Consider the following 26,727-nt stretch of genomic DNA (forward strand, 5'->3'; position numbering starts at 1 on the left):
GAAGATGAGAATTACTAGTCTATCATTGTTTCCACTAGGCCGTGAGGATGAAAAACTGGATGCCAGCGATAGGAGATCATTCCTTGCTGATCGGTTCGCCATGTTCTTATCTGATTTTCTTCTAGTGCCTCCAATACTTCGCTGTGAGGGTGACCATAACGATTATTTACTCCGCAGGATATAATTCCATGTTTCGCTTCAATACGGGAAAGAAAATCCGTATTACTTGATGTGCGGCTACCGTGGTGACCTAATTTGACTACGTCGGCTTTCAAATTAGGATAAATAAAAAGCAGCTGTTCTTCCATCGCTTGATTCAAATCGCCTAAAAACAAAAAACGGCTATTGTTATATTCCGTCCATAAACCAATTGAATCTTCATTTCTTCCTTCTCCCTTTTCAAAAGGGGTCAATACATAAAGATCATAATAGCCTTTGATCCTGTCGCCATGTTTGACTTCAATGATTTTAGTGCCATTTTTTTGAGCTTCTGTTAAATGCCTTCGCAACGGCTCATTTCGTCCAGCACCCCAGCCAATATAAATTTTTTTGATGGTGAAATGCTGAGATAATGTGGACAATTCTCCCACATGATCCGTATCATCGTGTGTCAAGATGAGTTTATCGATCACACTTATTCCCTGTCCTTTTAGATATGGAACGATATTCCTTTCAGCAGGAGGTCGTACGATACCTTGCGCCCACTTTTCCCTTTCAAAGTGCAACTTACCACCCGTATCAATCAAAATCGTTTCTTTTCGAAAAGGACTTTGCAAAAAGATACTGTCTCCTTGACCAACATCGATAAAAACGATCGTTGAAGAAAAACGTAAAAATGGCAAAGTCAATAGCATCAAAGAAAACAGACCTACATAAAACAAGAGTTTCATCGGCTGCTCGTTCAATCTATCCATACAAATCAGCAATCCGAAAATATATACCCCTGATAGCACAAGAGGTAGACGCCCTATAACAAGAGTCGATCCTGAAAACGAATCGATCATTCGTTCAAACAAGATCAGTCCCTCTTCTATCAGCAAAAGTAAGGTTCTCGGCAACCAGCGATTGAAAAGCGTCAGAAAGAACACACTAGGAAGAAAAAGAAACTTGAATACCGGTGCAACCAGTAATGTAAAAAGACTGCCTAAAAGAGGCCACTCATAAAAATGCCATACAATCAACGGCATCGTGATCATGGTAAATAGGACATGAGAAGCCGTTTTTTTCATCCAATCTCCATCAAAAGAAATCAGGATAAACAAAAAACTCATGAAAAAACTAAGCTGTCCGCCCGCATGAAAAAGAAATCGAGGATCAAATAGCAAAAGAAGCCAAAAGACAACTGCAAATAAGTCCATAGAGGAGTAACGTTTATTCAATAATTTGACTAGCAACCGCAATAAAAACAACAGACTAGAACGCAAGACAGAAATAGAACTGCCTGCAAGAGAAACATAACAGATAGTTAGCAGACTCAACGGAATGATGCTGACGTGCAGTGGCCATCCGATACGTCGAAACAAATAATACAGCCACCCTAAATAAAATTGGATGTGTAATCCCGATAGGCTGAATAGATGCAGCAAACCACTCTCTCTAAAAATTTCTTCTGATTCTCTGAAGCCTGAATCTTTATAACCCCATAATAAAGAATTGATATATACACTTGTTTTTTGCGGAAATTCAGATTGGACAAAAGAAATAAAAGCGCCTCTTTTTCTCTGGAGCCAATTTCGCCAATGATTTTGTATGTTGATTTTTTCGACCCTTTGAATTTGGAATCGACCAGAGATTCTATGGTTCCTGAAGTAAGCTTCTTGGTCAAAAGTATAAGGATTTCGCTTTTTTTCGGGAGAAATAAACTCGCCTTCAGCTGTCAATTCTATCCCCTCCCCTCGGAACCCAAGCCAAGTTTTCAATTCCTCTTCGGTGTTTGCTTGATAAGAAAGCTGTATCTTCTGTTTACTCTCTGACAACCTTCCTTCCATTGTCAAAAAACTGCCATTTGCACGAATCGTATCTGTAGATAAAGTCACTTGCGCAGAAGTTTCTTTTTCCTCTAAAAATGAATATTCTTGTAGCTTATAAGAAACGGATACCATTATGCTACCAACAATACAGAAGTACGCGATAAAACGTCCTTCTTTTAGCGAAAATCACAAAAAAATTCCGGCAAGAAACAAACGATAAATCCAATTGTCCGTATCATACAACAAACAAATAATCATCGACGTAATTGCCGGAAAAATCAACCGATTTCGAACATGCCTTTCTAAAACGCTAGACATGTTTTCCTGTTAATTCATTTTGAAGTTTTGAAAAATGCTGCGAGTCTAAAGCAACTTGGTGTACAGATACGCCTAATTGTTCAATCAACGCTTGAGCATACGGATCATTTCGATAGTCATGGAGATAATTGATCCCTTTGACACCAGCTTGCAGCAAAGCTTTTGTACAAGCTAAACATGGAAAATGTGTGACATAGATTTCCGAACCTTCCGTTGGGATACCGAGTTTCGCGCACTGTAGCAGCGCATTCATCTCTGCATGGATCGTTCGCAAACAGTGTCCATCCACAACATAGCAGCCTTCATCTATGCAGTGGACATCTCCACTAACTGCTCCATTATAGCCGCCAGCAATGATCCGTTTTTCCCTAACAAGTGTCGCTCCTACTTCTAAACGTGTACATGTGCTGCGTAAAGATAACAATACTGCCTGAGCCATAAAGTACTGGTCCCAGGGAATGCGTTTGTTTTGAGTCTTATCAGTAATTTTTTCTTTGTTCGTATCGCATGGTTTTGAAGATTTTTCTAACATGGTTTACATTCCTCCGTTTTTTCAAGTTGATCAAAAAAGCACTCCATTGCTTAAACAAAATATTCTTTAAATATACCGAATCATCATGTCTGACAAAAGAGCATATCCTTCACTGCCGAAATGAAGTCCGTCATCCATTAGCCTCCATTTATTGCTCTTTTCAGTTGATTCTGAATCATTCTATTTAATTGTAACGAAGTTTTTTAGTTTTTCAACTGTCTTTTCACCGATACCAGAGATCTCCTGCAAGTCTTCCACTTTCTGGAAGGATCCGTTTTCTTCTCTAAATCGAATGATTTCTTGCGCCTTGACTGATCCGATCCCAGGAATCTGCTGGAGTTCTGAGGGACTGGCTGTATTGATATTTATTTTTGAAGGCTCGGAATCTGCTGTAGATTGTTTTCCTTCTGAGGATGCCAACTGATCAAGATGTTCTGGCAGCTCTTCACCTACAGCAGGGATATATAGGACTTGCTGATCTTCTATTTTCGCAGAAAAGTTGATTCGATCGCTATCCGCTTCTTCTAATAATCCTCCTGCGCGCTTTAGTACATCATAGACCCGTTCTTCTGAAGAAAACGAATAGATACCAGGCTCCTTCACACTTCCTTTTATATCGGTGTACATAACCTTTGGACGAGCATCCTCTTCTACAGTATTTCCTTCAGGCAATTGATTTTCTTCAATGGAACTAAATGGAGAAAGCATTTCTTTTGCAGCGATTTCTTCTGGTTCTCTATGAAATAACAGATTTGACAATAAAAAACCACTGGCTATACAAAAAATAAGAACTACCGTAGACATACAAACGATTAACTTAGGTGAGGTGAGTATTTTCTTGCTGATTTTTTCTATCATTATTTCTTTTTACAAAGAATGATCAGTAAAAACCATTCATTACTCCTTTCATTTGAAATCGAAGAAACAGTGTGCTCTGGCAAAATCGTCCCTTCAACATCTAATTACGTCAATTTTTTCTTTTTTTTTAGCAGAAAGATATTTTGACGAAAAAAAAGGATTGTGACAGAAAATATGTCACAATCCCTTATTCAAAATAAATAGTATTCAATTAGCTCAAAAGCTTGCATCTGCGGTAAATAAATCCAAACAAAAGAGGAGAAGCTGTTTTTGCGTAGCTATTCTTATTACTTGATACAGAGCAGCTTTTTCACTTTTTTTTAGTTGCTTCATTTCATTTTCTCTAGATAGTCAAGCGCATCTTGTACTGTTTTTACTGGTACGATTTTCATGGAGGAATTCAATTTTTTGGCGGCGGCTTTTGCTTCTTCGTAGTTGGTTTTTATTTCAGGATATTCTTTCTTAACATCGTCTGAGATCGTATCATCTGGTGCAAAGAAAATCTCTACGCCGGCTTTATCCGCGCTTGCCACTTTTTTATCGATTCCTCCGATTCGGCCGACTTCTCCTTCGCTGTTGATCGTTCCAGTTCCGGCAATTTGCTTACCATGTCGCAAATTTTTACCAGTGACCTGTTCATAGATCTCTAAAGTGAACATCAATCCCGCTGACGGTCCACCAATAGAGCCAGAATTAATGCGAACGTCTGTATCTGATTCGATCTCTGTATGATCAGTAAGTGTGATGCCTATTCCTGCCTTTTTATCTGTTGGCAACTCAATCAGATCACCAGATGCTGTTTTTTCTTCACCATTATGCAAATAACTGATTTCGATTGTTTGTCCAACTTTTTGGCTTTTTACATAATCCATAAATGCTTCTGTACTTTGAAAGCTTTTGCCGTCTACTTTTGTTACTGTATCTCCTACTGAAAGCTTGCCAAAGAAGTTCGATGTTTTCTCTACGCTCATGACATATACGCCTTTGAATTCCATTTTATAAGGCTTGCCTGCAAGTTTCAACGCTTGTTCGATGGCTGCGTTTTGGGAAGAATCCATATAATACTGTTGCATTTGATTATATTCTTCATTTGTTGCCCCACCAGTCAATTCTTCTTTACTGATTAATTCTTCAAAGGGGGCTAGTTTAGCCTTTAGCGCCAAAAATCCGGTAGCTTGCCTGATACCGACGGATGTAAGAGAGAAAGAGCCAGAACCTTTGTCTTCTTTGTCATTGACTGTAATTAATTCTTTCAGATCAATCGTTGCTCCTGGTGATTCCACATAATATGGCAGAGGAACTACTACAAATCCGATGATCAACATTCCAAATATGATAATCAGTACTGTTTTCAACCATTGTTTAGCTTTCATTTGATTCACGCTTTCCAGCTAAAGCTTCGTTGATAACTGGCGGTAAATAACTGCTCACGTCTCCACCAAAGTGCAGTACTTCTTTTAAAATACTGGAACTGACATGGCTATATTCTGGTTTTGCCAATAAGAACACCGTTTCCAATTCCTCGTTTAGATGATGGTTCATCTGAGCGATTTCTCGTTCATATTCGAAGTCTTTGATACTCCGTATTCCTCTGACCAAGGCATCCGCGCCGATTTCTTTTGCCGTTTCCACTGTCAATTGATTTTCCTGATGCATGACTTTTACATTAGGAAGATGTGCCACAGCTTTTGCGATCAATGTCATTCTTTCTTCTGGAGGAAACAAACTTTTCTTTGAAGTATTGATAAAAACACCAATTACCACCTCATCGAATAATTTAGCCGCACGCTCCACTGTATCTAAGTGTCCTTTTGTAAAAGGATCAAAACTTCCTGGGAATAATGCACGTTTCATCGATTTCCCTCTTTTCTATAGATAGTCACAGCTGTTATGCCATAAATCTGTTTTCTTATTTGATGAAATCCAGCCACAGATTCTGGCAATTCGACTGTTTTATCCGTTTCGCATACGATAACTGCGGTTTTAGAAAAAAGTCCCAGTTCTTCCATTTTATGGATTTGATCAATGATTTTTTGTTTTGCATACGGCGGATCAAGAAACAAGTAATCGAATTGTTGTTTCTCTGCTGCTAGCCGTTCGATTGCTTTGTCCGCATCAAGTTTTATTGTGGTAAACTTCTCTGGTTCTTTCGTAATCTCGATATTTTCTTTGATGATTTTTAGCGCTTGGTAATTTTTGTCTACGCATACTGCATGACTGCAACCTCTGGATACGGCTTCGATAGCTAGACCGCCGCTTCCTGCAAACAGATCCAATACTGTCTCTCCATCAAAATAGGGTCCAATCATATTGAATATGGATTCTTTTACTTTATCTGTAGTTGGTCTGGTGTTCGCCCCCGCTAAACTTTTTAAGCGGCGTCCGCCATAATTTCCTGATATTATCCGCATCTACTCACTCCTTAGAAATGGTACTGGTACTAGTATACCAAAAAAAAGACCAAAAAATACTTGGACAATGATCAATTTTTGATAGTTGTCCAAGTTATTTTTTTATTAAAAAACTGCTCATAAGAGATTTTTAAAGATGTTCAGCTAATCTGATTTCTGTATTCAGCTCTTCGATTTCGAAACCTTCTTCTTTTAATACCGTTTTATTACCTATTTTATCAGCAAAATTCATTTCGATATCTGGTCGGTAAGAACGTTCTACGTTTCGAACAAAATGTAATTTACGGATTCGTTCTTCTGTCTCTTCAAATGTCTCTTCATTCAAGTAAAGGACGACATATTTCATTCTTCTTGAGACATAATGCAACAAGCCGAACTTTTTTAGATTCTTTAATTGTTTTAAGCTGTAGACCCATACGATCAGCCCGCGTCGTTTTATTATTTCAAATTCACTATTGTCAACTTGCATGACAATTCCCTCCGCATCCAAAGTGTTTTTTCGTTTCAAAGAACGGACTACCTGCATCTACCTTGATCTCATTAGAAACTTCTTCGGCAAGTGCTTGGACAATTTGATCCAACAGACTTTGTAACTGTGTTTCACTATACCTAAAAGCTGCGACATGCTCATTCAGGTCAAGCTGTCTTTTTGCTTTTCGAAGAGCACGTTTTTTTTCACGATAATCAGGTGCATATTCGCCATATGCCGCTACATTTTCAAACGCCTTTTTCTTCGACAGGAACGCCTCTTTTAATTGGCAGACTTCTGCAGATTCTTTCATTGACTGTTTATGTTTGAAATAAGAAGTCATCGTTTTACTCTTTTTTATCATTTCAGCGACTCGGAGGCATTGATCCTCCAGTTGAAACAGCTCTTCGTTAACGATCACTGCTATCACTACTTTCTCCGTTTTCTTCTTGCAATAAGACTAACATATTTTCTTTAGAAAAAGCAATGCCTAATGAATCCGTTCCCGGATCCATAAAGCGGTCATGATTATATGGATCGCTGTACCAATATAAAAACGAAAAAGTAGCGTCGATTGCTGGATGAATAAACAGTCCACTAGTATTTTCTAATTTCTGTTTACTGATTAGCTTCTCCAATTCATCATTCGTCAAGGAGAATTTCATTGTCGTTTGCCCGCTGCCTAGCGATTTTTGCCAATCAGCCATACGTTCGTCTGACAAGATTTCTTCAGGCTTTGTCAAGAAATCATGTAGCAGCAGCCGACTGTGGCTTTGAAAGGCAAGCGGTTGGTTGTATATAGGAAGTTCGTCTTCTCTTCTAAGCATGTTTAGTAAAGTCGTACTTTTTCGTTTTTTACCGCGATTGATCGATTCCCAGTCAGCCGATTTATCTGCTTCATAATGTGGGAGACCTTCACCAAACACTTGATACGGTAAAAGTTTCAAAAGACTATCTTTATCTAAATATACAACTGAAAACAGACCGTTTGTTGTTTGATCAAAAAACAAAATAGCAAAAGTGTCGTTATCAAAAGCAATCAGTGGACGATAATTCATATCCTCTTCCATCAGTTCGATTCCAACTTCTGTGTCGTGATACTCAAAAGTGAAATTAGTATAGATAGTCGTGAGTTTCGTTAGGTCCTGCATCGTCATCCCTAAATAAAACGGCGTGATATCAGCAGGTCCTGTTTGCAGTACTTTAACAGTTGTGACCATGCTATCTTGGACATTTACTTCAAACGTGAGATGACTGGCTTTGTTTTCATAATATCTTGTTTCAAAACCAAACCCACTAGTTAATCGATCATAGGATTGTCCAAAATCTTTTTCTAGCTGTTCGATCGGTTTTCCAATATAAGTAGAAAAACCAGTTGCTTTAAGCTCCTGGTATTTCCACGTTGTCATTTGATTTGAGATTTGTTGATCAGAGTTTTCCTTCACTTCAAGTTTTGGCGGGAACAAGACTGGTTCCATATAGAATGCCGCAATAACTAATAGCAGAATCAGCCAAAACAAACCCAGTCTTTTCATGTTTCCCCACCTTTCACTTATTATTTTTCAGTCACTTCAATCAAAAGGTCGCCAGACGAAATCGTGTCGCCTGAAGATACATATACATGTGCAACTTCTCCGTCAAAACGTGCTTCGATGGCTGTTTCCATTTTCATTGCTTCAGTAATCATCAACGTGTCGCCTTTTTTGACGTTATCGCCTTTTTTCACTAATACATCAAGCACAGAACCAGACATCGTTGCTCCGATTTGTTCTCGGTTTGTTGGTTCAGCTTTCAATCGAGTTTGAACCGCACTGATGATTGAATTATCTTTGATAGTGATTTCCCGTCTTTGCCCATTCAGATTGAAGAACAGTACGCGATTTCCTTCGATATCGGGTTCTCCGATTTCATCTAAACGAATGATAAGCGTTTTTCCACGTTCGATTTGTACATTGATCGTTTCACCTAAACGTATCCCTTGGAAGAATGTTGGTGTATCCAGTAATGTAACATCGCCAAATTGATTATACGCTTTTTGATAGTCCAAAAAGACTTGCGGATACATCAAATAACTTAATACTTCGTCTTGTTTTGGTTCATAGCCGATTTTTTCTGCCAATTCTTTTTTCACTTCGTTGAAATCGACTGATTTCGCCAACAGTCCTGGACGTTTACTCAACGCGGGTCTGCCCTTAAGAATGATCTTTTGCAGTTTTTCAGGAAATCCGCCGACTGGTTGTCCTAGTTCTCCTTGGAAGAAAGTCACTACAGATTCAGGGAAACTTAGTGTTTCGCCTTTTCCATAGATGTCTTGTTCTGTGAGATCATTTTGGACCATGAATAGTGCCATATCTCCTACGACTTTAGATGATGGAGTTACTTTCACGATATCGCCAAACATCAAATTGACAGTATGGTACATTTGTTTGATTTCATCCCAGCGATGACCTAGTCCGACAGCTTTTGCCTGCTGTTGCAGATTTGAATACTGTCCTCCCGGCATCTCATGCATATACACTTCTGTTTCAGGAGCATTCAAGCCATTTTCAAATGGTTTGTAATACATACGCACATCTTCCCAATAATGGTTTAATTTCTGTGCATTTTCAATTGTGATTTCTGGCAGCCGTGGGCCATTGACCAGCGCATAATACAAGCTGCTCATGCTAGGCTGACTCGTGTTCCCACTCATTGCACTCATTGCTACGTCAACGATATCTACTCCTGCTTTTGAAGCAGCGGAATAAGTGATAATCCCGTTTCCACTAGTATCATGAGTATGCAGATGGATTGGCAGATCCGTCGTTTCTTTCAATTCACTAATCAAGCGATAAGCTGCTTGCGGTTTAAGCAACCCAGCCATATCTTTGATTGCAATGATATGCGCACCCAGTTGTTCTAGTTCTTTTGCCATGTCTTTATAATACTGAACATTGTATTTTGCTCGGCTTGGATCGTTGATATCGCCAGTATAGCAGATAGCTGCCTCTGCGATTTTACCAGTATCCCGTACTGCTTGGATACTTTTTTCCATTTGAGGAGTCCAGTTCAAACTATCAAAGATTCGGAAAACATCAATCCCTTGTGCTGCTGCTTCTTTGACAAATTCCACCAGTACATTGTCAGGATAATTAGAATACCCAACGGCATTTGAACCTCTGAAAAGCATTTGCAGCAATGTATTAGGCATTAAAGAACGGATTTTTCTCAATCGTTGCCAAGGATCTTCATTCAAAAATCGGTAAGCCACATCAAATGTTGCTCCCCCCCACATCTCACTTGAAAAGAGTTCAGGAAGACCTTCTCCCGTTAAGCGTGCAATCTGCTTGAAATCCTTTGTCCGAACACGAGTTGCTAGCAGACTTTGATGAGCGTCTCTAAATGTCGTATCCGTCAACAATAAATTTTCCTGTCCTTTGATCCATTCAACCAAAGCATCGGCACCCTTCGCATCTAATACGTTCTTAGCCGTTACGTAATCAGTTCTTGTGATTAGATCTTTAGGTATACGTGGTTCTTCATAAAATGGTTTTTCGCCACTTTCGATACCTGGAAAACCATTGACAGTAATTTCACCGATATATTTCATCGTTTTATTTCCGCGGTCTCGTAGTCGAGGAAATTCAAATAATGTTGCTGTACTATCGATAAAAGTTGTTTTTGCATTTCCTGATTGGAATTCAGGATGTGTGATGACATTTAGCATAAATGGAATATTTGTTTTTACTCCACGGATCCTGAATTCTTTCAAGCAACGTTCCATTTTCTGAATGGCTGTTTCAAAAGTAGCGCCATGCGTACATACTTTTACTAACAATGAATCAAAATACGGCGTCACCACATAGCCAGCGTAAGCATTCCCTACATCCAGACGTACGCCAAATCCGCCAGGTGAACGATACGTATCGATTTTTCCTGTGTCTGGTAAAAAGTTATTCAACGGGTCTTCCGTAGTAATTCGGCATTGAATAGCTGACCCATTTAATTTGATTTCTTCTTGCTGAGGCAATCCGATTTCTTTATGCAAATCTAACCCTTGGGCAATCAATAGTTGTGTTGTCACGATATCAATATCTGTAATCATTTCTGTGATCGTATGTTCCACTTGGACGCGAGGATTGACTTCGATAAAGTAAAAATCATCTCCTTCAACAAGAAATTCTACCGTACCCGCATTGACATACCCAACATGTTTCATCAATTGGACAGCTGCCTGACAAATTTTTTGACGTTGCTGTTCGTTCATAGAGACACAAGGCGCTACTTCTACTACTTTTTGGTGGCGGCGCTGAACAGAACAGTCTCTTTCGAAAAGATGGATGACGTTTCCATGTGTGTCACCAAGAATCTGTACTTCGATATGCTTAGGGTTGGCGATGTATTTTTCAACATACACTTCATCGCTACCAAAGGCAGCTTTTGCTTCGCTTTTTGCACGTTCGTAACCTTCTCTTGCACTCTTTTCATCATGAGCCACACGCATTCCGCGACCTCCGCCGCCTAGAGCTGCCTTAATCATAATCGGATAACCGAATCGTTCAGCAAATTCCAATGCATCGTCTACAGAAGCGATTGGACCATCTGTGCCTGGAATTGAAGCAATTCCTGCTTCGATGGCTGCAGCTTTTGCTTTGATTTTATCTCCAAAAATATCCAAATGATGCAGTTTGGGTCCAACAAAAGTGATGCCCTCTTCCTCGCACCGTTGCGCAAAATTCAAGTTTTCCGATAAAAGACCATAACCAGGATGAATGGCATCAGCCCCGCATTCTTTCGCGATAGAAATGATCCCTTCAATATCTAGATACGCATCAATCGGTTTTTTCCCTTGTCCTACTAAATATGCTTCATCCGCTTTAAAACGGTGTACGGAATATTCATCTTCTTCTGCATAGATTCCAACAGTTTTAATTCCTAATTCTGTACAAGCACGAAATACACGTACAGCGATTTCACCCCTGTTAGCAACTAAAACTTTTTTCATCGAACCACTCCTACATCTTTTTTTATTATAAACCTAAGCTCTTGCGTTTTTCATCCGCACTAATGTTGAGGACAAAGCCGACACAGATCGAAAGCATCAGCAAACTGGATCCTCCTTGACTTAAGAATGGGAACGTGATCCCTGTCAAAGGAATGACACCAGTGATTCCTCCCAGATTGACAAACACTTGGATCAAAAACATTGCGCCGATCCCAATGCACAAAAGCGAATTGAACGGATCTCTTGAACGAATCCCTACAAGAATAATGCGCACAATCATAAAGAATAGCAACGCTAATATCAAAATCCCCATAATCACTCCGAGCTCTTCCACTACGATCGCATAGATAAAATCGGTTTGTGCTTCTTGTAAAAATCCCTTTTTCTGGATACTGTTACCTAATCCTCTGCCAAATAACCCGCCATTGAACATGGCATAGTAACCATTAACTAATTGATGGCCTTTATTTAATTCATCCGAGAAAGGATTTTGGTAAATAGCAAAGCGATTATAGATATACTGTAAACGTCCAGGCAAGATTTTTCCGTTTGTAATATTGATTAGCCAGATCGTAAAAGTACTTAAACAAAAACCCCCTACTCCTACAATCAAAGTATACACATAATTAACTCCGCTGGCTAAAAGCAGAACCAAAATAATCAAAAAGATAACTGCCGCATTCCCAAAATCGGGAAGGATAGCGATCAAAGCAGTCAGTCCGATAACCATTGCAAGTGGACGTTTTACAGTCCCTAGGAAATCTTTTTGTACACTGTTTTGCCTTTTTGATAAAGTCAGAGACAGATACCAGATAGAAATGATCTTTAGGTATTCGGCAGGTTGGATCGAAAATCCTGCAATTTGAAGCCAACCTTTTGCACCATTGATTTCTTTACCGAAAAACACAACGATCAGCAGCAAAATCGTCAAAACTGCGATGGCTGCCATAATCAAACGCTGGTTTTTCAAAACATCTGTTTTCATTTTGTAGAGTAGTGCGATAGCAATCAAGCTGAGCACCCAAAAAATACTTTGGTTAATGACTGATGCGGACGGATTTTGTCCGTTTTCTAATAATAGATACGACGTAGAACTATATACCATGATCAAACCCAAAACACATAAAATCAAATAGGGAATCAAGATACTATAGTCTAATAGATGCCTTTTTTTTACTTTCTTAGGCAAGTCTATTCCTCCTTGCCAACTTCTTTTTTATCATAATTTTCTTGGTAAACCTCACTGTATAACTGATTCAATTCTCGTTCCAGCTCACTTAACATCAGCTGTCCCTCGTTTTTTTCGATTACTCCTATACGAACAGCAAACCCGACTTGCTGGGAGAAACCGTACATCTGTGTATCTACCACTTCTTCGAGGGCTTTGCATTGCGAGATACAGAGACTGTTATTTTGGTTTCGGATTAATCGTTTGATCCGTTCTGCTTCATCATTTAATACTTGGATCGCAAGTTTTTTCGACAAAGAATCCATCTGTGCTTACCTCCCGTTCTAATTCCTTAATTATAACATATTTGATTTTCATAGGGAGCAAAAAAACAGATTTAACCAGTTGTTTTTATTCATTTTTACGTAATGGTCCTTCTTACTTGTCCAGAACGTTAGGATCCGTATTTTTTATCCGAGATAAAAAGGCTTCTCCGTATTTATCAAGCTTGCTTTGACCAACTCCCTTTATCTGAAGCATCTCCAGTCTGCTTGATGGACGTATTCGGCTCATTTCTTTCAAGGTGGAATCTGAAAATACGACATACGGGGGAACGCCTGCTTCTGATGCTAGATCCGTTCGAAGTTCCCGCAACACTTCAAATAGTGTATCGGTCTCTTCATCCGACAGCTGCTGGACTTTTTTGGGTTCCTTTCGATAGACAGCTTCTTGTCCTTTTAATACTTGGATCCCTCTTTCTGTTACTTTCAAGATAGGATATTCTCCATTAACGGTCAGAAGATAGCCATTCGATATCAAATATTCAATCAATTGCATCGTTTCTTTTTGCGATTGGTTTTTCATCAGTCCATAGGTAGATAAACGTTCAAACCCCAAGGCTCGCAGCTTTTGTTCTTTCGATCCTGCCAAGACTTTCATTAGCATCTGCTTGCCATAATTCTCCCCCATACGTTTCAAACAAGAAAGGACCATCTGTGCTTGTGTCGTTACTTCTACTATTTCTCTGTCATCTAAACAGTTACCACAACGATTGCACGGACTGCTTGTCTCGCCAAAATAGTTTAGGATGTATTGCTGAAGACAGGATTCTATATACGCATATTCTGTCATCGCTTTTAATTTTTCATATTCTTTTTGCTTTTGCTCCTCTTCTCTTTGGGACTGATGGATAAAAAACTTTTGGACCTGAATATCTTGAGGAGCGAAAAGCAGGATGGCTTCACTGGAAAGACCATCTCTTCCCGCACGACCAGCTTCCTGATAGTATGCTTCTAGAGAGCCAGGAATTTGATAATGGATAACAAAACGGACATTGCTTTTATTTATGCCCATGCCGAATGCATTGGTCGCTACGATTAGCTGTAAGCGATCGTATAAAAAGGCCTCTTGCATTGCCGTTCGTTCATTCTCCTTTAGGCCACCATGATATCTGCCTATAGAAAATCCAAATTTTTTAAGCAAATGATAGATTCGGTCTACTTCTTTTCTCGTCGCTGCATAAATAATGCCCGATTGATTTTTGTTGATTTTCAAATACTCGACTAGATATTGTTCTTTTTTTTGGTCTTTCACTACTTGAAAGCGGAGATTTTCCCGTCCAAAACCAGTCTGGATGTGATTGCCGTCAGGGATTTTTAAAAGTCTTTTTATGTCAGCGGCTACTTGTATAGTTGCTGTAGCTGTCAGTGCAACAATAACAGGTCGATTTGGCAGTTGATCTAGCTGTTTCGCCATTTGTAAATAACTTGGACGGAAATCATGCCCCCACTGAGAGATACAATGCGCCTCGTCAATGGCAATCATACAGACGTTCCATCGATTCATCGCTTGAATGAAATCCGACATGATAAAACGTTCTGGAGCAATATAAAGTAAACGATACTGCTGCCTATCGATTTCTTGGAAGCGTCTAGCTGTTTCGTAACCATCTAACGAGCTATTGATAAAAGTGGCGGGTATACCTAATTGATTCGCTGCATCCACCTGATCCTTCATCAAAGAGATCAAAGGGGATACAACCACAGTAAGCCCATCTACTAGTAAAGATGGAAGCTGGTAACAGATTGATTTCCCACTGCCGGTAGGCATGATCCCTAATACATTTTCCTGATCAATGACTTTCTGAATAATTTCTTTTTGACCAGGTCTAAACTCATCATAACCAAAGTATTGTTTTAATAAGTCGTTCATCTTCCCGCTCCTTTCCCTTGCCATTTTACTTCGGTTTTCTCCGAAGGACAAGTTGATCCCTCTTGTGAAACATACGCGCGATATGAAACAAAATCACACCAGAATCAAGTTCTTTAAAAGTCTTTTAAATGTCTTTTGGCGTATTTTCTGAATTTAAGTCCATTGACAAAGATGACTTCTCCACAGAAATAAGTTGGACAAAAAAGAAACCAGCTATTTTTTATAACAAGCTGGTTTCTCTCTTCATCCTTTTACAGATTATTTTTTCTTTTTAGATGCTTTTTCACGAGCATTTTTCTCTAAAATTTGTTTTCTCAAGCGAATGCTTTCTGGTGTTACTTCGCAATATTCATCATCATTCAAGAATTCCAAAGATTCTTCCAACGTCAATTGTTTTGGTTTTTTGATGACAGATGTTTGGTCTTTAGTAGCAGACCGTACGTTTGTCATTTGTTTTGCTTTTGTGATGTTGACAGTCAAATCATTATCACGGCTGTTTTCTCCGATAATCATTCCTTCATATACTTCTGTACCTGGTTCTACGAAGACTGTACCGCGTTCTTCGATACTCATGATAGAATAGGTCGTTGCTTTTCCGGTATCGATCGAAACAAGCGCACCTTGGTGACGTCCACCGATTTGACCAGGAAGCATTGGCAAGTATTGATCAAAAGTATGGTTCATGATTCCGTAACCGCGTGTCATTGAAAGGAATTCAGTTGAATAACCGATCAAACCGCGAGCAGGTGTCAAGAATGTCAAACGGATTTGTCCGTTTCCTGTATGGACCATATCTTGCATTTCACCTTTACGTAAGCTCAAGGATTCGATGACACTACCCATGTATTCTTCTGGTGTGTCGATTTGTACGCGTTCAAACGGTTCGCATTTTACACCGTCGATTTCTTTTTCAATAACTTCTGGACGAGATACTTGCAATTCGTATCCTTCACGACGCATGTTTTCAATCAAGATAGACAAATGCAATTCTCCACGACCAGAAACAGTCCAAGCATCTGGAGAGTTTGTTGGTTCAACTCGCAAAGATACATCTGTTTGAAGTTCTGCCATCAAACGTTCTTCAATTTTACGAGCAGTTACGTATTTCCCTTCTCGACCGGCAAATGGTGAATTATTAACTAAGAAAGTCATTTGCAATGTTGGTTCGTCAATGTGAAGGATAGGTAACGCATCTTGATGATCCACAGGAGTAACTGTTTCACCGACAAAGATGTCTTCCATACCTGAGACAGCAATCAAGTCTCCAGCTTTTGCTTCTTGAATCTCTAGACGTTTTAGTCCAAAGAAACCAAATAATTTCGTTACACGGAATTTCTTAACTGTTCCGTCTAATTTAATTAATGCTACTTGGTCGCCTACTTTGATTGTTCCTCTAAATACACGTCCGATTCCGATACGACCTACATAATCGTTGTAGTCAAGTAATGAAACTTGGAATTGTAATGGTTCGTCGCTATTATCGACAGGAGCAGGAATTTTTTCAATAATCGTGTCAAAAATAGTTGCCATTGTTGGTTCTTGATCTGCTGGGTCGTCTGATAAGCTTGACGTACCATTCAGTGCAGACGCATAAATCACAGGAAAGTCTAACTGATCATCATCTGCTCCCAATTCGATGAATAGTTCAAGAACTTCATCTACAACATGCTCAGGACGAGCAGAAGGTTTGTCAATCTTGTTTACGACAACGATTGGTGTGATATGTTGTTCCAATGCTTTTTTCAATACAAAACGTGTTTGAGGCATTGTTCCTTCATACGCATCTACGACCAACACAACGCCGTCAACCATTTTCATGATCCGTTCTACTTCGCCACCAAAGTCCGCGTGTCCTGGAGTATCCATGATGTTTACGCGAATTCCTTTATAGTCTACAGCTGTGTTTTTGGCTAAAATCGTGATACCACGTTCTTTTTCTAGCGCATTTGAGTCCATCGCACGTTCTTGCAATTGCGTATGTGCGTCTAATGTATCTGATTGTTTTAATAGTTCATCAACTAATGTTGTTTTTCCGTGGTCAACGTGGGCAATAATTGCGACGTTACGGATATCGTTTCTATAATTCAATGTAACTAACTCCTTTTTTATTGGTTCTTTATGACAGGGCAAATTTTACTCGACTGCTAATTATAGCAGACTTTTTTCATGAAATATAGTAAAATGTTTTCATTTTTTCGAGAAAATTAATCTTTTGCCCGTTTTTATCATTTTTGTGAATGATTTCTACCTTTTTTCAGCCTTCTTTTTTCAAAAGGTCTGCGATTTCTGCATATGCACAAGGAGTCCCTGCTAAATAGTATTCCCTTCTATCAAAGGTCAATGGAGTGCCAAAAAGACCGCTTGTTACCATACCAAACTCTTCCAATAAAACATTTCCCGCTGCATAATCCCAAGGGCTGAGGTTCGAAATGTAAGCAATATGGTTTCCTTTCAAGATTGCGGCTAGTTCAAGCCCTGCACACCCGTACATACGTGTTCCCATGCTGCTTTCCGCAATCTCTCGGATTCCATATTTATTATGACCGAAAAGATAGCTATTCACACCAAGTAAGCCTTCTGATAAAGATTTATTTGCTGGTCTAGGCATTGGTTTGTCATTTTTATAGACACCTATTCCTTTTCCACCCCAAAAAAGCTCATTTCTCATGACGTCATAAATGAAACCAAGTTTTCCAACGCCGGATTCATAAACAGCGAGCATGATACAAAAGTTTTCCCCTTCAATCACGAAATTCAATGTGCCATCAATAGGATCGATGATAAAGACTCTTCCATCGAGATCCGATAGTTTATTACACCCTTCTTCTTCTGCCAATATTTTCGCCTCTGGATCATAGGAATGGATTTTTTCGATTAGAAAATTCTGGATGTTTCGGTCGACATTTGTCACTAGATCCGTTCGATTTGATTTTTGCGAGATCGTTAATGTTTGTTGAGAAGATTTGATTTTCTCACCAGCTTCTTCTAGCCAGGATTTGATATGATCAATCATCTGTTCCATTTATCTCACCCGTTCATTCTCAAAGTTTTGTTTGGATTTTTTTTTGCTTGCTGCACTGTTCGATATAAGGAGTACCCGGAAGCTTTTTCAAATTCCCGTCCCAACCGTTTTTCTTCTCCGATGGATTTGACAACTGTTTTGAACTGCTGATAGGTCTTCAAAAAAGCTTCATTGTTTATCCCTTTTTCATTCGCACGTTCCAGATCTTCCCACATCTTCATTACAATGACCATTTCATCTGTTGTCCAGTCTAAATCAAGTGGATACTGATATTCTTGCATCTTCAACTCTCCTATTTCATATTCTTCTTTAGTGTAGCATAGGAGACGGTAATAAACCAAGAAGTTGTCGTATTATTAAGTTTACATAATTAAATTATTGATAATAAAAAAGAAAAAACGCAACCGATTTCTCAGTTGCGTTTCGCCTGTATTATTCAAATCAAATATGGATTGGCAAGCCTAATGCTAATTCCGAAGCATCCATGACGATTTCGCCAAGAGATGGATGCGGATGAATCGTCAAGGCGATATCTTCAGCGTTCATTCCTGATTCGATTGCTAAAGCTAATTCAGAAACCATATCGCTTGCACCGACTCCCCCGATTTGTGCACCAATCAGCACGTTATCTTCGATCGTCGTAACTAGACGGATGAATCCTTCTGTTTTACCAAGCGATAATGCCCGACCGTTCCCTGAAAATGGGAATTTGTATGCTTTTGCTTCGATACCAGCATCTTTTGCTTCTTTGATCGTCATACCTACAGAAGCCAATTCAGGGTCAGTGAAGGCTACTGCCGGCATTGCTTTATAATCTACAGCTACTTTTTTGCCAGAGATTGCTTCAGCAGCGATTTTTGCTTCATAACTGGCTTTGTGTGCTAATGCCGCCCCTGGAACGATATCACCGATGGCATAGATATTAGGTACGTTCGTACGTCCTTGTTTATCTACCGTAATCAATCCTCGTTCTCCTACTTCGACTCCTGCTTGTTCTAAGCCCATATCATCCGTATTCGGACGACGACCTACAGTGACCATCACATAATCAGCAGTAACGGATTCTTCTTTCCCGTCCACTGCATATTTCACTGTCACGCTGTCACCGTTATCGACTGCTTCTTTCGCCATTGCATTCGTTACGACTGTTACACCTTTTTTCTTGAAATCATCTTCTACTAATTTTACTAGATCTTTTTCGTAAGTTGGTAAAATTTGTGGTGAACCTTCAAGGATCGTTACTTCTGCTCCTAAGTTTGCGTACGCTCCGCCCAATTCGGCACCAATCACACCGCCACCGATGATCACAAATTTCTTAGGTACTTCTTTCAATGCTAATCCGCCAGTAGAATCTAACACACGTCCTCCGAATTTAAATCCTGGAATCTCGATTGGACGGGAACCTGTTGCGATGATTGCGTTATTGAACGAATAAGTTTGAGCTGAATCTGGATGGATGACGCGTAGTGTGTGATCATCTACGAAGAACGCTTCTCCTTCGATTGTTTCAACCTTATGTTTTTTTAATAGGAAACCAACACCAGAAGTCAACGTATGGACAACTTTGTTTTCTTTCCATTCTTGTGTTTTCGCAAAATCTAGTTTGACATTTTCACTAGTTACTCCAAACATTTCAGAATCTAGTGACTCTTGATAATGGTGTCCTGCAGCTATCAGTGCTTTTGAAGGAATACAGCCGACATTCAAACAAACACCGCCAATATACTCTCTTTCAATGATTGCTACTTTTTGTCCCATTTCAGCAGCGCGGATGGCAGCTACATAGCCACCAGGTCCCGCACCGATTACAACTGTATCTAATTCTACAGCAAAATCTCCAACTACCATTTGTTTATCATCCTTCCATCATTAATAGCTCTGGATCAGCTAAAAGACGTTTGATATTATTCATTGCTTGTTGCGCAGTTGCTCCATCTACGATACGGTGATCGAAACTTAATGACAGTTTCATCACACGACCGACAACGATTTCGCCTTCAGCATTTACGATTGGTTGTTGTGCAATCGTTCCTACACCTAAAATAGCTACTTCTGGATAGTTGATGACTGGTGTAAACCAACCGCCACCTACAGATCCGATATTGCTGATCGTAATCGTTCCATTGCGCATATCTTCTGCAGATAGTTTGCCGTCATGAGCTAATTTTGCTTTCTCATTGATTTCGTCTGCAATAGCAAACATTCCTTTGCGGTCTGCATCTTTCACATTTGGTACATATAGTCCGTGATCCGTATCAGTTGCAATACCGATATTGTAGTAATGTTTATAAACGATTTCTTGGTTTGCATCGTCGATAGATGCATTCAATACTGGGTATTTCTTAACAGTCGCTGTTAAAGCTTTCACGACATATGGCAAGAAAGTAAGTTTCGTACCATTTGCAGCAGCAACTTCTTTAAATCGTTTCCGATTATCCCATAGTTTAGACACTTCTACTTCATCATGCAATGTCACGTGTGGAGCTGTATGCTTACTGTTGACCATTGCTTTAGCAATAGCTTTACGTGTTGGTGTCATTGCTACACGTTCTTCCAAGTCTCCTAAGTTGGACTTGAATGGTTTTGCTGGTGCAGATGGTTTGCTTTCTGCTGCAGGAGCTGCTTCTTTCGGCGCTGCCGCTTCTGGCGCTTCTGATTTCGCTGGTGCACTGCTTGGACCACCTGACAAGAAGTTTTCGATGTCCTCTTTTGTTACTCTGCCACCTTTTCCAGTTGCAGTTACTTGTGAGATATCTACATCTTTTTCGCGGGCAAATTGACGAACAGATGGCATAGCCAATACACGTTTATTTGGATCGGCAGCTTCAACGACACTTGCTGAACCTGATGTTTCTACTTTTTCTTTTGGTGCTTCAGCTGATGGCGCACTAGTTGATGGTGCACCATTGTGTCCAGGAGCATCGATTTCTACTAACACGTCCCCAACATTTGCTATTGTTCCTTCTGGGACAATCACGTTTTTAACTGTCCCGGTTACGGGTGACGGGATTTCTTCTACTGATTTGTCGTTTTGAACTTCTAATAATGTATCATCTTCATTGATTGTATCTCCTGGTTTGACGAACCATTTGACGATTTCACCTTCTGCAATTCCTTCACCGATATCCGGTAACTTGAATTGGAAGACTCCTTCGCTTGACGATCCAGCTGATTCTGTATCAACAGTTGGTTCAGCAGCCGGGTTAGCTGGAGTTTGGGATTCTGCGGCTACACCACTGTCCCCTTCATTGTCTTCGTGTCCTGGTGCATCGATTTCTACCAATACATCCCCAACATTTGCTACTGTACCTTCTGGAACAATGACATTTTTAACCGTTCCTGTTACAGGTGAGGGGATTTCTTCTACTGATTTGTCGTTTTGAACTTCTAATAATGTATCATCTTCATTAATCGTATCTCCTGGTTTGACGAACCATTTGACGATTTCACCTTCTGCAATTCCTTCACCGATATCCGGCAATTTAAATTGATAAGCCATGACTTTGTTTCGTCCCTTCTTTTCTTAAAATTCCGCGATTTCTTTTACTTTGTCTTCGATATCTTTTGCGTTTGGTAACCAAACATTTTCTGCTTGTCCAAACGGGAAGACTGTATCAGGTGCAGAAACTCGTCCGATTGGGGCTTCTAATGAAAGGATAGCGCGTTCTGAGATCTCAGAAACTACTTGCGCAGCAACACCCGCTTGTCGTTGCGCTTCTTGGACAACGACTACGCGACCTGTTTTTTCCACGGATTGAATGATCGTTTCTACATCTAATGGCGCAACTGTACGAAGATCAATGATTTCAACAGAGATATTTTCTTTTGCAAGATTGTCTGCTGCTTTGATGGCTTCACGCACCATTGCCCCGTATGTGATAACAGATACATCTGTTCCTTCACGAGTAACTGCTGCTTTGTCCAAAGGAACTTCGTAAGCTTCATCCGGCACTTCTTCTCGGAATGAGCGATATAGTTTCATGTGTTCTAGGAAAACAACTGGATCGTTACTTCTAATAGAAGAAATCAATAGTCCTTTTGCATCGTAAGGATTTGATGGGATCACTACTCGAATACCAGGAGACTGGGCAATCAAACCTTCTAAATTATCTGAATGCAGTTCTGGTGTATGAACACCGCCACCAAATGGTGAACGAATCGTGATTGGTAGATTTCTAGTACCGCTCATTCGGTATCTTGTACGAGCCATTTGAGCTACTACTTCATCCATTGCTTCGAAAATAAAACCAAAAAATTGGATTTCAGGAACTGGACGAAATCCTTCCAACGCAAGTCCGAAACTCAACCCTGCGATTCCAGATTCAGCTAAAGGAGTATCGAATACTCGGTCTTCTCCGAATTTTTCCTGCAATCCTTCAGTTGCCCGGAAAACTCCTCCGTTTTTCCCAACATCTTCACCAAAAACAACGACATTCTCGTCATTTTCTAGTTCAAGTGCTAAGGCATCGGTGATTGCTTGGATCATTGTTTTTTGTGCCATGATTATTTCGACTCCTTCGCTTCATAAATTGCAATTTGTTCTTTGATTGATTGTGGAGATACTTCGAACATGTTTTTCAAGAAATCTGAAACCTTTTGTTTTGGAACTTTGTCGGCTTCTGCGATAGCTGCTTTGATTTCTTCTTTAGTTGCTTCAATCACTTGTTCTTCTTTTTCTTCAGACCAAAGTCCTTTTTCCGTCAGATATTTACGGAAGCGGATCAATGGATCTTTTTTCTGCCATTCGTCATCTGTGTCTTTTGTACGGTAGCGGGTTGGATCGTCCCCAGATAGTGTATGTGGTCCGTAACGATAAGTCAGTGTTTCAATTAGGACTGGTCCATTTCCGCTGATTGCCCATTCCCGTGCCATTTTAGATACAGTATATACTGCAAGCGGATCCATTCCATCGACTTGAATTCCTGGAATCCCAGCTGCGACAGCTTTTTGTGCAAGTGTTTTTGCTGCGGTTTGTTTTTCACGAGGTGTAGAGATCGCATACCCATTGTTTTGGATATAAAATACAGCATTTGCATGGTAAGCACCAGCGAAATTGATTGCTTCGTAAAAATCACCTTGTGATGAACCGCCATCACCAGTATAAGTGAAGACAACATTTTTCTTGTTGCGTTTTTTCAAACCTAATGCAACACCGGCTGCTTGTACATATTGTGCACCGATGATGATTTGTGGTGGTAGAGCTTTCAATTCTTCCGGATAAGAATTACCTGCAGCATGTCCTCTAGACCATAAAAATGCTTGTGATAAAGGTAAGCCGTGTTTTACTAATTGAGGGACATCTCGATAACCTGGAAGAAGAACATCTTCTTTATCAAATGCATACGCACTGGCCAGCTGACTTGCCTCTTGTCCGGCAGTTGGTGCAAAAAAGCCTAGGCGTCCTTGGCGGTTCAGCGCTGTGGAACGTTGGTCTAATACACGAGACCATACCATGTGAGTCATTAATTCAACGAGTTCATCATCGGATAAATCAGGTACTAAATCTTTGTTAACTACGTTTCCATCTTGATCAAGTGCTTGATATACTGGGAAATCTGCATTGACTTCATCTAGCAGTGCTTGGAAGTCGATCGGTGCTTTTTTGTTTGCCATTTGTCACACATTCCTCTCTCATCTATAAGAAAATCTCTTCATTCTGCGATTGAAACAGCGAATAAAACTGTATCACTATTTAACCGTCTTCATTAATAAATTATCATGGATTTATGAGAAATACAAGCTAAAAGCACAAATTTTCACGATGAAAGGAAATTATGCCAATCCGCATATTAACAGCATTAGTGAATATAATCACAATAAGGAAAGCGTTTTATATTTAGACTGTGTTTTTTCTATTTTCTAATCAAACTTATAATGATCTGTTTCTATTTAGAAACGCTGGTGTTATACAGTTTTGCTGCAACTATTTATTTTCTTAAGACATCGTGAACGGTTGTACAAAAAGTGTTTTTTTCCCTAATACTTTGTCTCGTCTTCTTTTTAAGAAAAAAAAGAAACAGCCGGAAATTTAAATCCCAGCTGTTATATTCTTTAATCTTTTTACTTTGTGAAATTATTCTGTTAACCACTGTTCTAAAATTTTCATCTTTGAATAAAACAACGATATGTTGGCTTCATCTAGACGACTGTAATTGATTCTGATTCCATTTATATCTTGCCCAAAAAGTAGACTTGGTGCGATTCCTAGACCCATATCTACTACTTTTTCTGCTAGTTGGGGGTCCAGCTTTTTTCCATCCCAAGTGATCCAAGCATAATAACCACCTAGAATCGAATGAAGCTTGAAAAACGATTGAGACTCCGCCCAAATACTTATCAGTTGGCTTTTTTCTTTCAATTTTTTTCTTACATCCAACATTTTCAAATCAATTGCTTCATCAAATACATTAGCGGCCGTGATTTGTGTAAGGATGTTCATCGGAAACTCCATCATTTCTTGCGCTTTAGCGAGTTGCAAGATAAAGGTCTCTGGTCCGATCAACCAACCGATTTTCGTTGTTTTTCCTAAAATCCTAGATAACGAACCGACATATAATACATTATCCGGATCAATCGTCCGTATAGGAAGAACTTCATCTTGCTTTAGAAATGAAAGGTCCGTAAATACATCGTCTTCAATAATCGGAAGCCGATACTGCCGACACAATTCTACTAGCTTTTCTCGTCGCTTTTGGCTCATCACTTTCCCTGTAGGGTTTTGAAAATTGGGGTTGATAAGCACTGCTTTCAATTTATTTTTATGGATCGATTCTTTCAGTTTTTCTAAGTCGATCCCTTCTTCATCCATCGGTATCCCAAATAAACGCGTTCCTGAAGCTTTGAAAAGAGGTAATCGGTAAAAAAAAGAAGGTGACTCTACAGCTATCCCCTCTCCAGCAGAAAGAATCGTTTGTAAGATCAAAAAGATTGCTTGCTGGCCACCACCAGTCACCAGAAGCTGGTTTAGGGAAAAGGTCAGTCCAAATTTACTTTCCAAATACCGTTTGATTTTGTTACGTAACGGAGTATAGCCTAAAAGATCCATTTCTTTTTCTTCCGCTAAGATTTCTTCAAGAGAATAAGAAGGAAACTCAAAATTCGGCAAAAGCTCATTTGGCATCTCACTCGCATATAAGTCAAGGAACAATGTTTTTTGGCTCTGCTTTGCTTCTTTTATTTTTTGCTCATACCAATCCGTCTGTTCATAGCGAGGTGAGATCATTTGTCGCCAATCGATTCTTGGAACGGCGAATTTCCCCCATTCAGTCTGATTGACGAACCAACCGCTACCACGTTTACTTGTTAATACGCCAAGCTCTCTAAGTTCTTCCAATGCATGAACAACGGTGGAACGATTTACACCAAAAAATTGCCCTAGTTTTCGTTCCGATTCAAGTTGATCTCCAGGATTGATTCTTCCACTTTCGATTTCTCTCATGATCTGTTCCATGATTTGACGATAAATCGGTCCTTGTTTTTTCTCTACCTTTTCCCACATAGTCCTCTCTTTTCTGTTGTCCATTCTTTCTATTGATTTTACCGAATTTACGAGAAAAAAGAAAAGCTTTTTTTGCAAAACATAAAAAACGGAAGGTTCTGTTATGAACCTTCCGCTGATATTTTGCTCATTATTTAGATCGTATCTCCGTTAAAAATCGAATTTTTCACGATGACATAATCAACTTTCCGAATGGCTTCCAGATCTCTTCCTCCAGCATACGAAATAGATGATTGAAGGTCTTGTTGCATTTCCACTAGTGTATCTTTCAAAGATCCTTTATGTTGGATCCAGATTTTCTTTCCTTCAACATTTCGTTTTTCACCTTTTTGGAATTCTGAAGCAGAACCAAAGTATTCTTTATATACAATTCCGTTTTCGACTTTTGTTTCGCCAGGAGATTCCTCGTGACCGGCAAACAATGAGCCAATCATAACCATTGTCGCTCCAAAACGGACAGATTTTGCAATATCGCCATGTGTTCTGATCCCACCGTCAGCGATGATCGGCTTGCGAGCTGCTTTCGCACACCATCTAAGAGCGGCCAGTTGCCAGCCTCCAGTTCCAAAGCCTGTCTTGATTTTTGTAATACATACTTTTCCTGGACCAATCCCGACTTTTGTTGCATCTGCGCCCGCATTTTCCAATTCACGGACGGCTTCCGGTGTACCAACATTACCGGCAATCACAAAAGTTTCAGGCAAATATTTTTTAATATGCTGAATCATATCAATAACTGAGTTAGCATGTCCATGCGCGATGTCGATAGTGATATAATCAGGATTTAGCGATTCTTCTGCCAACTTCTCTATAAAGGAATATTCCTCTTTCTTGACGCCAACACTGATCGAGGTAATCAATCCGCGCTTTTTCATTTTTTTGATAAACGGAATTCGAGCTGCTTCATCAAACCGATGCATGATATAGAAATAACCATTTTCCGCTAAGAATTCTGCAATCGTTTCATCAATAATCGTCTGCATGTTGGCAGGCACTACTGGCATTTTGAATGTATGTTTGCCTAATGTGACCGTTGTATCACATTCAGAACGGCTATTTACGATACATTTATTAGGAATTAATTGAATATCTTCGTAATCAAATACTTTCATTACATTATCCTCCTGATGTTCACATCCAGCAAAACACGAACATTATTAATTTAATCAAGGCTTTTTTTAGCGCCCTATGTAATTTAACTCAATTAAGCGAAAAAATCAAGAGCAAAAAGAGAATTTATACGAATGGTAAAAAAACATACATTATTTTTAGTCTAAACAAACGAA

Annotated in this window: 22 protein-coding genes; all 22 read right to left on the bottom strand. The window is 39.6% G+C overall.

The features are described from left to right. Positions 1-14: 14 nt before the first annotated feature. Positions 15-1,988, bottom strand: a complete 1,974-nt coding sequence (locus QK255_RS07435) for a DNA internalization-related competence protein ComEC/Rec2 (RefSeq protein ID WP_301179144.1) — start codon at positions 1,986-1,988, stop codon at positions 15-17. A 292-nt stretch (positions 1,989-2,280) separates the two neighbouring features. Continuing rightward, positions 2,281-2,820 (bottom strand): ComE operon protein 2, encoded by a 540-nt coding sequence (locus QK255_RS07440; protein WP_002292191.1) that lies wholly within the window; start codon positions 2,818-2,820, stop codon positions 2,281-2,283. Between the two features lie 180 nt (positions 2,821-3,000). Next, the gene (locus QK255_RS07445) at positions 3,001-3,579 is read right to left on the bottom strand and encodes a helix-hairpin-helix domain-containing protein (protein WP_002292192.1); all 579 of its coding nucleotides are present in this window, start codon (positions 3,577-3,579) and stop codon (positions 3,001-3,003) included. Between the two features lie 428 nt (positions 3,580-4,007). Further along, positions 4,008-5,051, bottom strand: a complete 1,044-nt coding sequence (locus tag QK255_RS07450) for a SepM family pheromone-processing serine protease (RefSeq protein WP_002292194.1) — start codon at positions 5,049-5,051, stop codon at positions 4,008-4,010. Beyond that, positions 5,041-5,532, bottom strand: coding sequence for a pantetheine-phosphate adenylyltransferase (gene coaD, locus QK255_RS07455; RefSeq protein ID WP_002292195.1), 492 nt, complete (start codon positions 5,530-5,532; stop codon positions 5,041-5,043). Before coaD ends, QK255_RS07450 begins: the two co-directional genes overlap by 11 nt. After that, positions 5,529-6,089 carry a 16S rRNA (guanine(966)-N(2))-methyltransferase RsmD gene (gene rsmD / locus QK255_RS07460; protein ID WP_002292196.1) on the bottom strand — a complete coding sequence of 187 codons (561 nt, stop codon included), beginning with the start codon at positions 6,087-6,089 and terminating at the stop codon, positions 5,529-5,531. The genes coaD and rsmD overlap by 4 nt, the downstream gene beginning before the upstream one ends. A gap of 130 nt (positions 6,090-6,219) precedes the next feature. Beyond that, positions 6,220-6,558 carry a YlbG family protein gene (locus tag QK255_RS07465; protein WP_002292197.1) on the bottom strand — a complete coding sequence of 113 codons (339 nt, stop codon included), beginning with the start codon at positions 6,556-6,558 and terminating at the stop codon, positions 6,220-6,222. Continuing rightward, positions 6,548-6,988, bottom strand: a complete 441-nt coding sequence (locus QK255_RS07470) for a YlbF/YmcA family competence regulator (protein ID WP_002292198.1) — start codon at positions 6,986-6,988, stop codon at positions 6,548-6,550. The genes QK255_RS07465 and QK255_RS07470 overlap by 11 nt, the downstream gene beginning before the upstream one ends. Beyond that, positions 6,969-8,093, bottom strand: a complete 1,125-nt coding sequence (locus QK255_RS07475; RefSeq protein ID WP_002292199.1) for a CAP-associated domain-containing protein — start codon at positions 8,091-8,093, stop codon at positions 6,969-6,971. The genes QK255_RS07470 and QK255_RS07475 overlap by 20 nt, the downstream gene beginning before the upstream one ends. A gap of 20 nt (positions 8,094-8,113) precedes the next feature. Further along, complete coding sequence (locus tag QK255_RS07480; protein WP_002329125.1) at positions 8,114-11,542, bottom strand: pyruvate carboxylase; 3,429 nt, start codon at positions 11,540-11,542, stop codon at positions 8,114-8,116. 25 nt (positions 11,543-11,567) lie between these two features. After that, on the bottom strand, positions 11,568-12,731 hold the full coding sequence (locus tag QK255_RS07485; RefSeq protein WP_002292201.1) for an FtsW/RodA/SpoVE family cell cycle protein: 1,164 nt from the start codon (positions 12,729-12,731) through the stop codon (positions 11,568-11,570). Between the two features lie 2 nt (positions 12,732-12,733). Continuing rightward, positions 12,734-13,036: an Fpa/YlaN family protein gene (locus tag QK255_RS07490; RefSeq protein WP_283341519.1), complete on the bottom strand. Its 303-nt coding sequence runs from the start codon at positions 13,034-13,036 to the stop codon at positions 12,734-12,736. Between the two features lie 112 nt (positions 13,037-13,148). After that, complete coding sequence (gene recQ / locus QK255_RS07495; protein ID WP_002292203.1) at positions 13,149-14,921, bottom strand: DNA helicase RecQ; 1,773 nt, start codon at positions 14,919-14,921, stop codon at positions 13,149-13,151. Positions 14,922-15,179: 258 nt separating this feature from the next. Continuing rightward, on the bottom strand, positions 15,180-17,009 hold the full coding sequence (gene typA, locus QK255_RS07500; protein ID WP_283341520.1) for a translational GTPase TypA: 1,830 nt from the start codon (positions 17,007-17,009) through the stop codon (positions 15,180-15,182). 166 nt (positions 17,010-17,175) lie between these two features. After that, positions 17,176-17,943, bottom strand: a complete 768-nt coding sequence (locus QK255_RS07505; protein WP_002292205.1) for an inositol monophosphatase family protein — start codon at positions 17,941-17,943, stop codon at positions 17,176-17,178. 5 nt (positions 17,944-17,948) lie between these two features. Beyond that, on the bottom strand, positions 17,949-18,224 hold the full coding sequence (locus tag QK255_RS07510; RefSeq protein ID WP_002292206.1) for a UPF0223 family protein: 276 nt from the start codon (positions 18,222-18,224) through the stop codon (positions 17,949-17,951). Between the two features lie 160 nt (positions 18,225-18,384). Beyond that, positions 18,385-19,791: a dihydrolipoyl dehydrogenase gene (lpdA, locus tag QK255_RS07515; RefSeq protein ID WP_002289686.1), complete on the bottom strand. Its 1,407-nt coding sequence runs from the start codon at positions 19,789-19,791 to the stop codon at positions 18,385-18,387. Between the two features lie 7 nt (positions 19,792-19,798). Continuing rightward, complete coding sequence (locus tag QK255_RS07520) at positions 19,799-21,442, bottom strand: dihydrolipoyllysine-residue acetyltransferase (RefSeq protein WP_002329123.1); 1,644 nt, start codon at positions 21,440-21,442, stop codon at positions 19,799-19,801. Between the two features lie 24 nt (positions 21,443-21,466). After that, positions 21,467-22,444 carry an alpha-ketoacid dehydrogenase subunit beta gene (locus tag QK255_RS07525; RefSeq protein WP_002292208.1) on the bottom strand — a complete coding sequence of 326 codons (978 nt, stop codon included), beginning with the start codon at positions 22,442-22,444 and terminating at the stop codon, positions 21,467-21,469. A 2-nt stretch (positions 22,445-22,446) separates the two neighbouring features. Then, complete coding sequence (pdhA, locus tag QK255_RS07530) at positions 22,447-23,556, bottom strand: pyruvate dehydrogenase (acetyl-transferring) E1 component subunit alpha (protein ID WP_002292209.1); 1,110 nt, start codon at positions 23,554-23,556, stop codon at positions 22,447-22,449. A gap of 460 nt (positions 23,557-24,016) precedes the next feature. Next, positions 24,017-25,441 carry an aminotransferase-like domain-containing protein gene (locus tag QK255_RS07535; protein ID WP_283341521.1) on the bottom strand — a complete coding sequence of 475 codons (1,425 nt, stop codon included), beginning with the start codon at positions 25,439-25,441 and terminating at the stop codon, positions 24,017-24,019. 134 nt (positions 25,442-25,575) lie between these two features. After that, positions 25,576-26,553, bottom strand: coding sequence for a GMP reductase (gene guaC, locus QK255_RS07540; RefSeq protein ID WP_002287992.1), 978 nt, complete (start codon positions 26,551-26,553; stop codon positions 25,576-25,578). Positions 26,554-26,727: the final 174 nt, after the last annotated feature.

It is taken from the genome of Enterococcus sp. ZQ21 (assembly GCF_030053755.1).
Classification (GTDB): Bacteria; Bacillota; Bacilli; order Lactobacillales; family Enterococcaceae; genus Enterococcus_B; species Enterococcus_B lactis.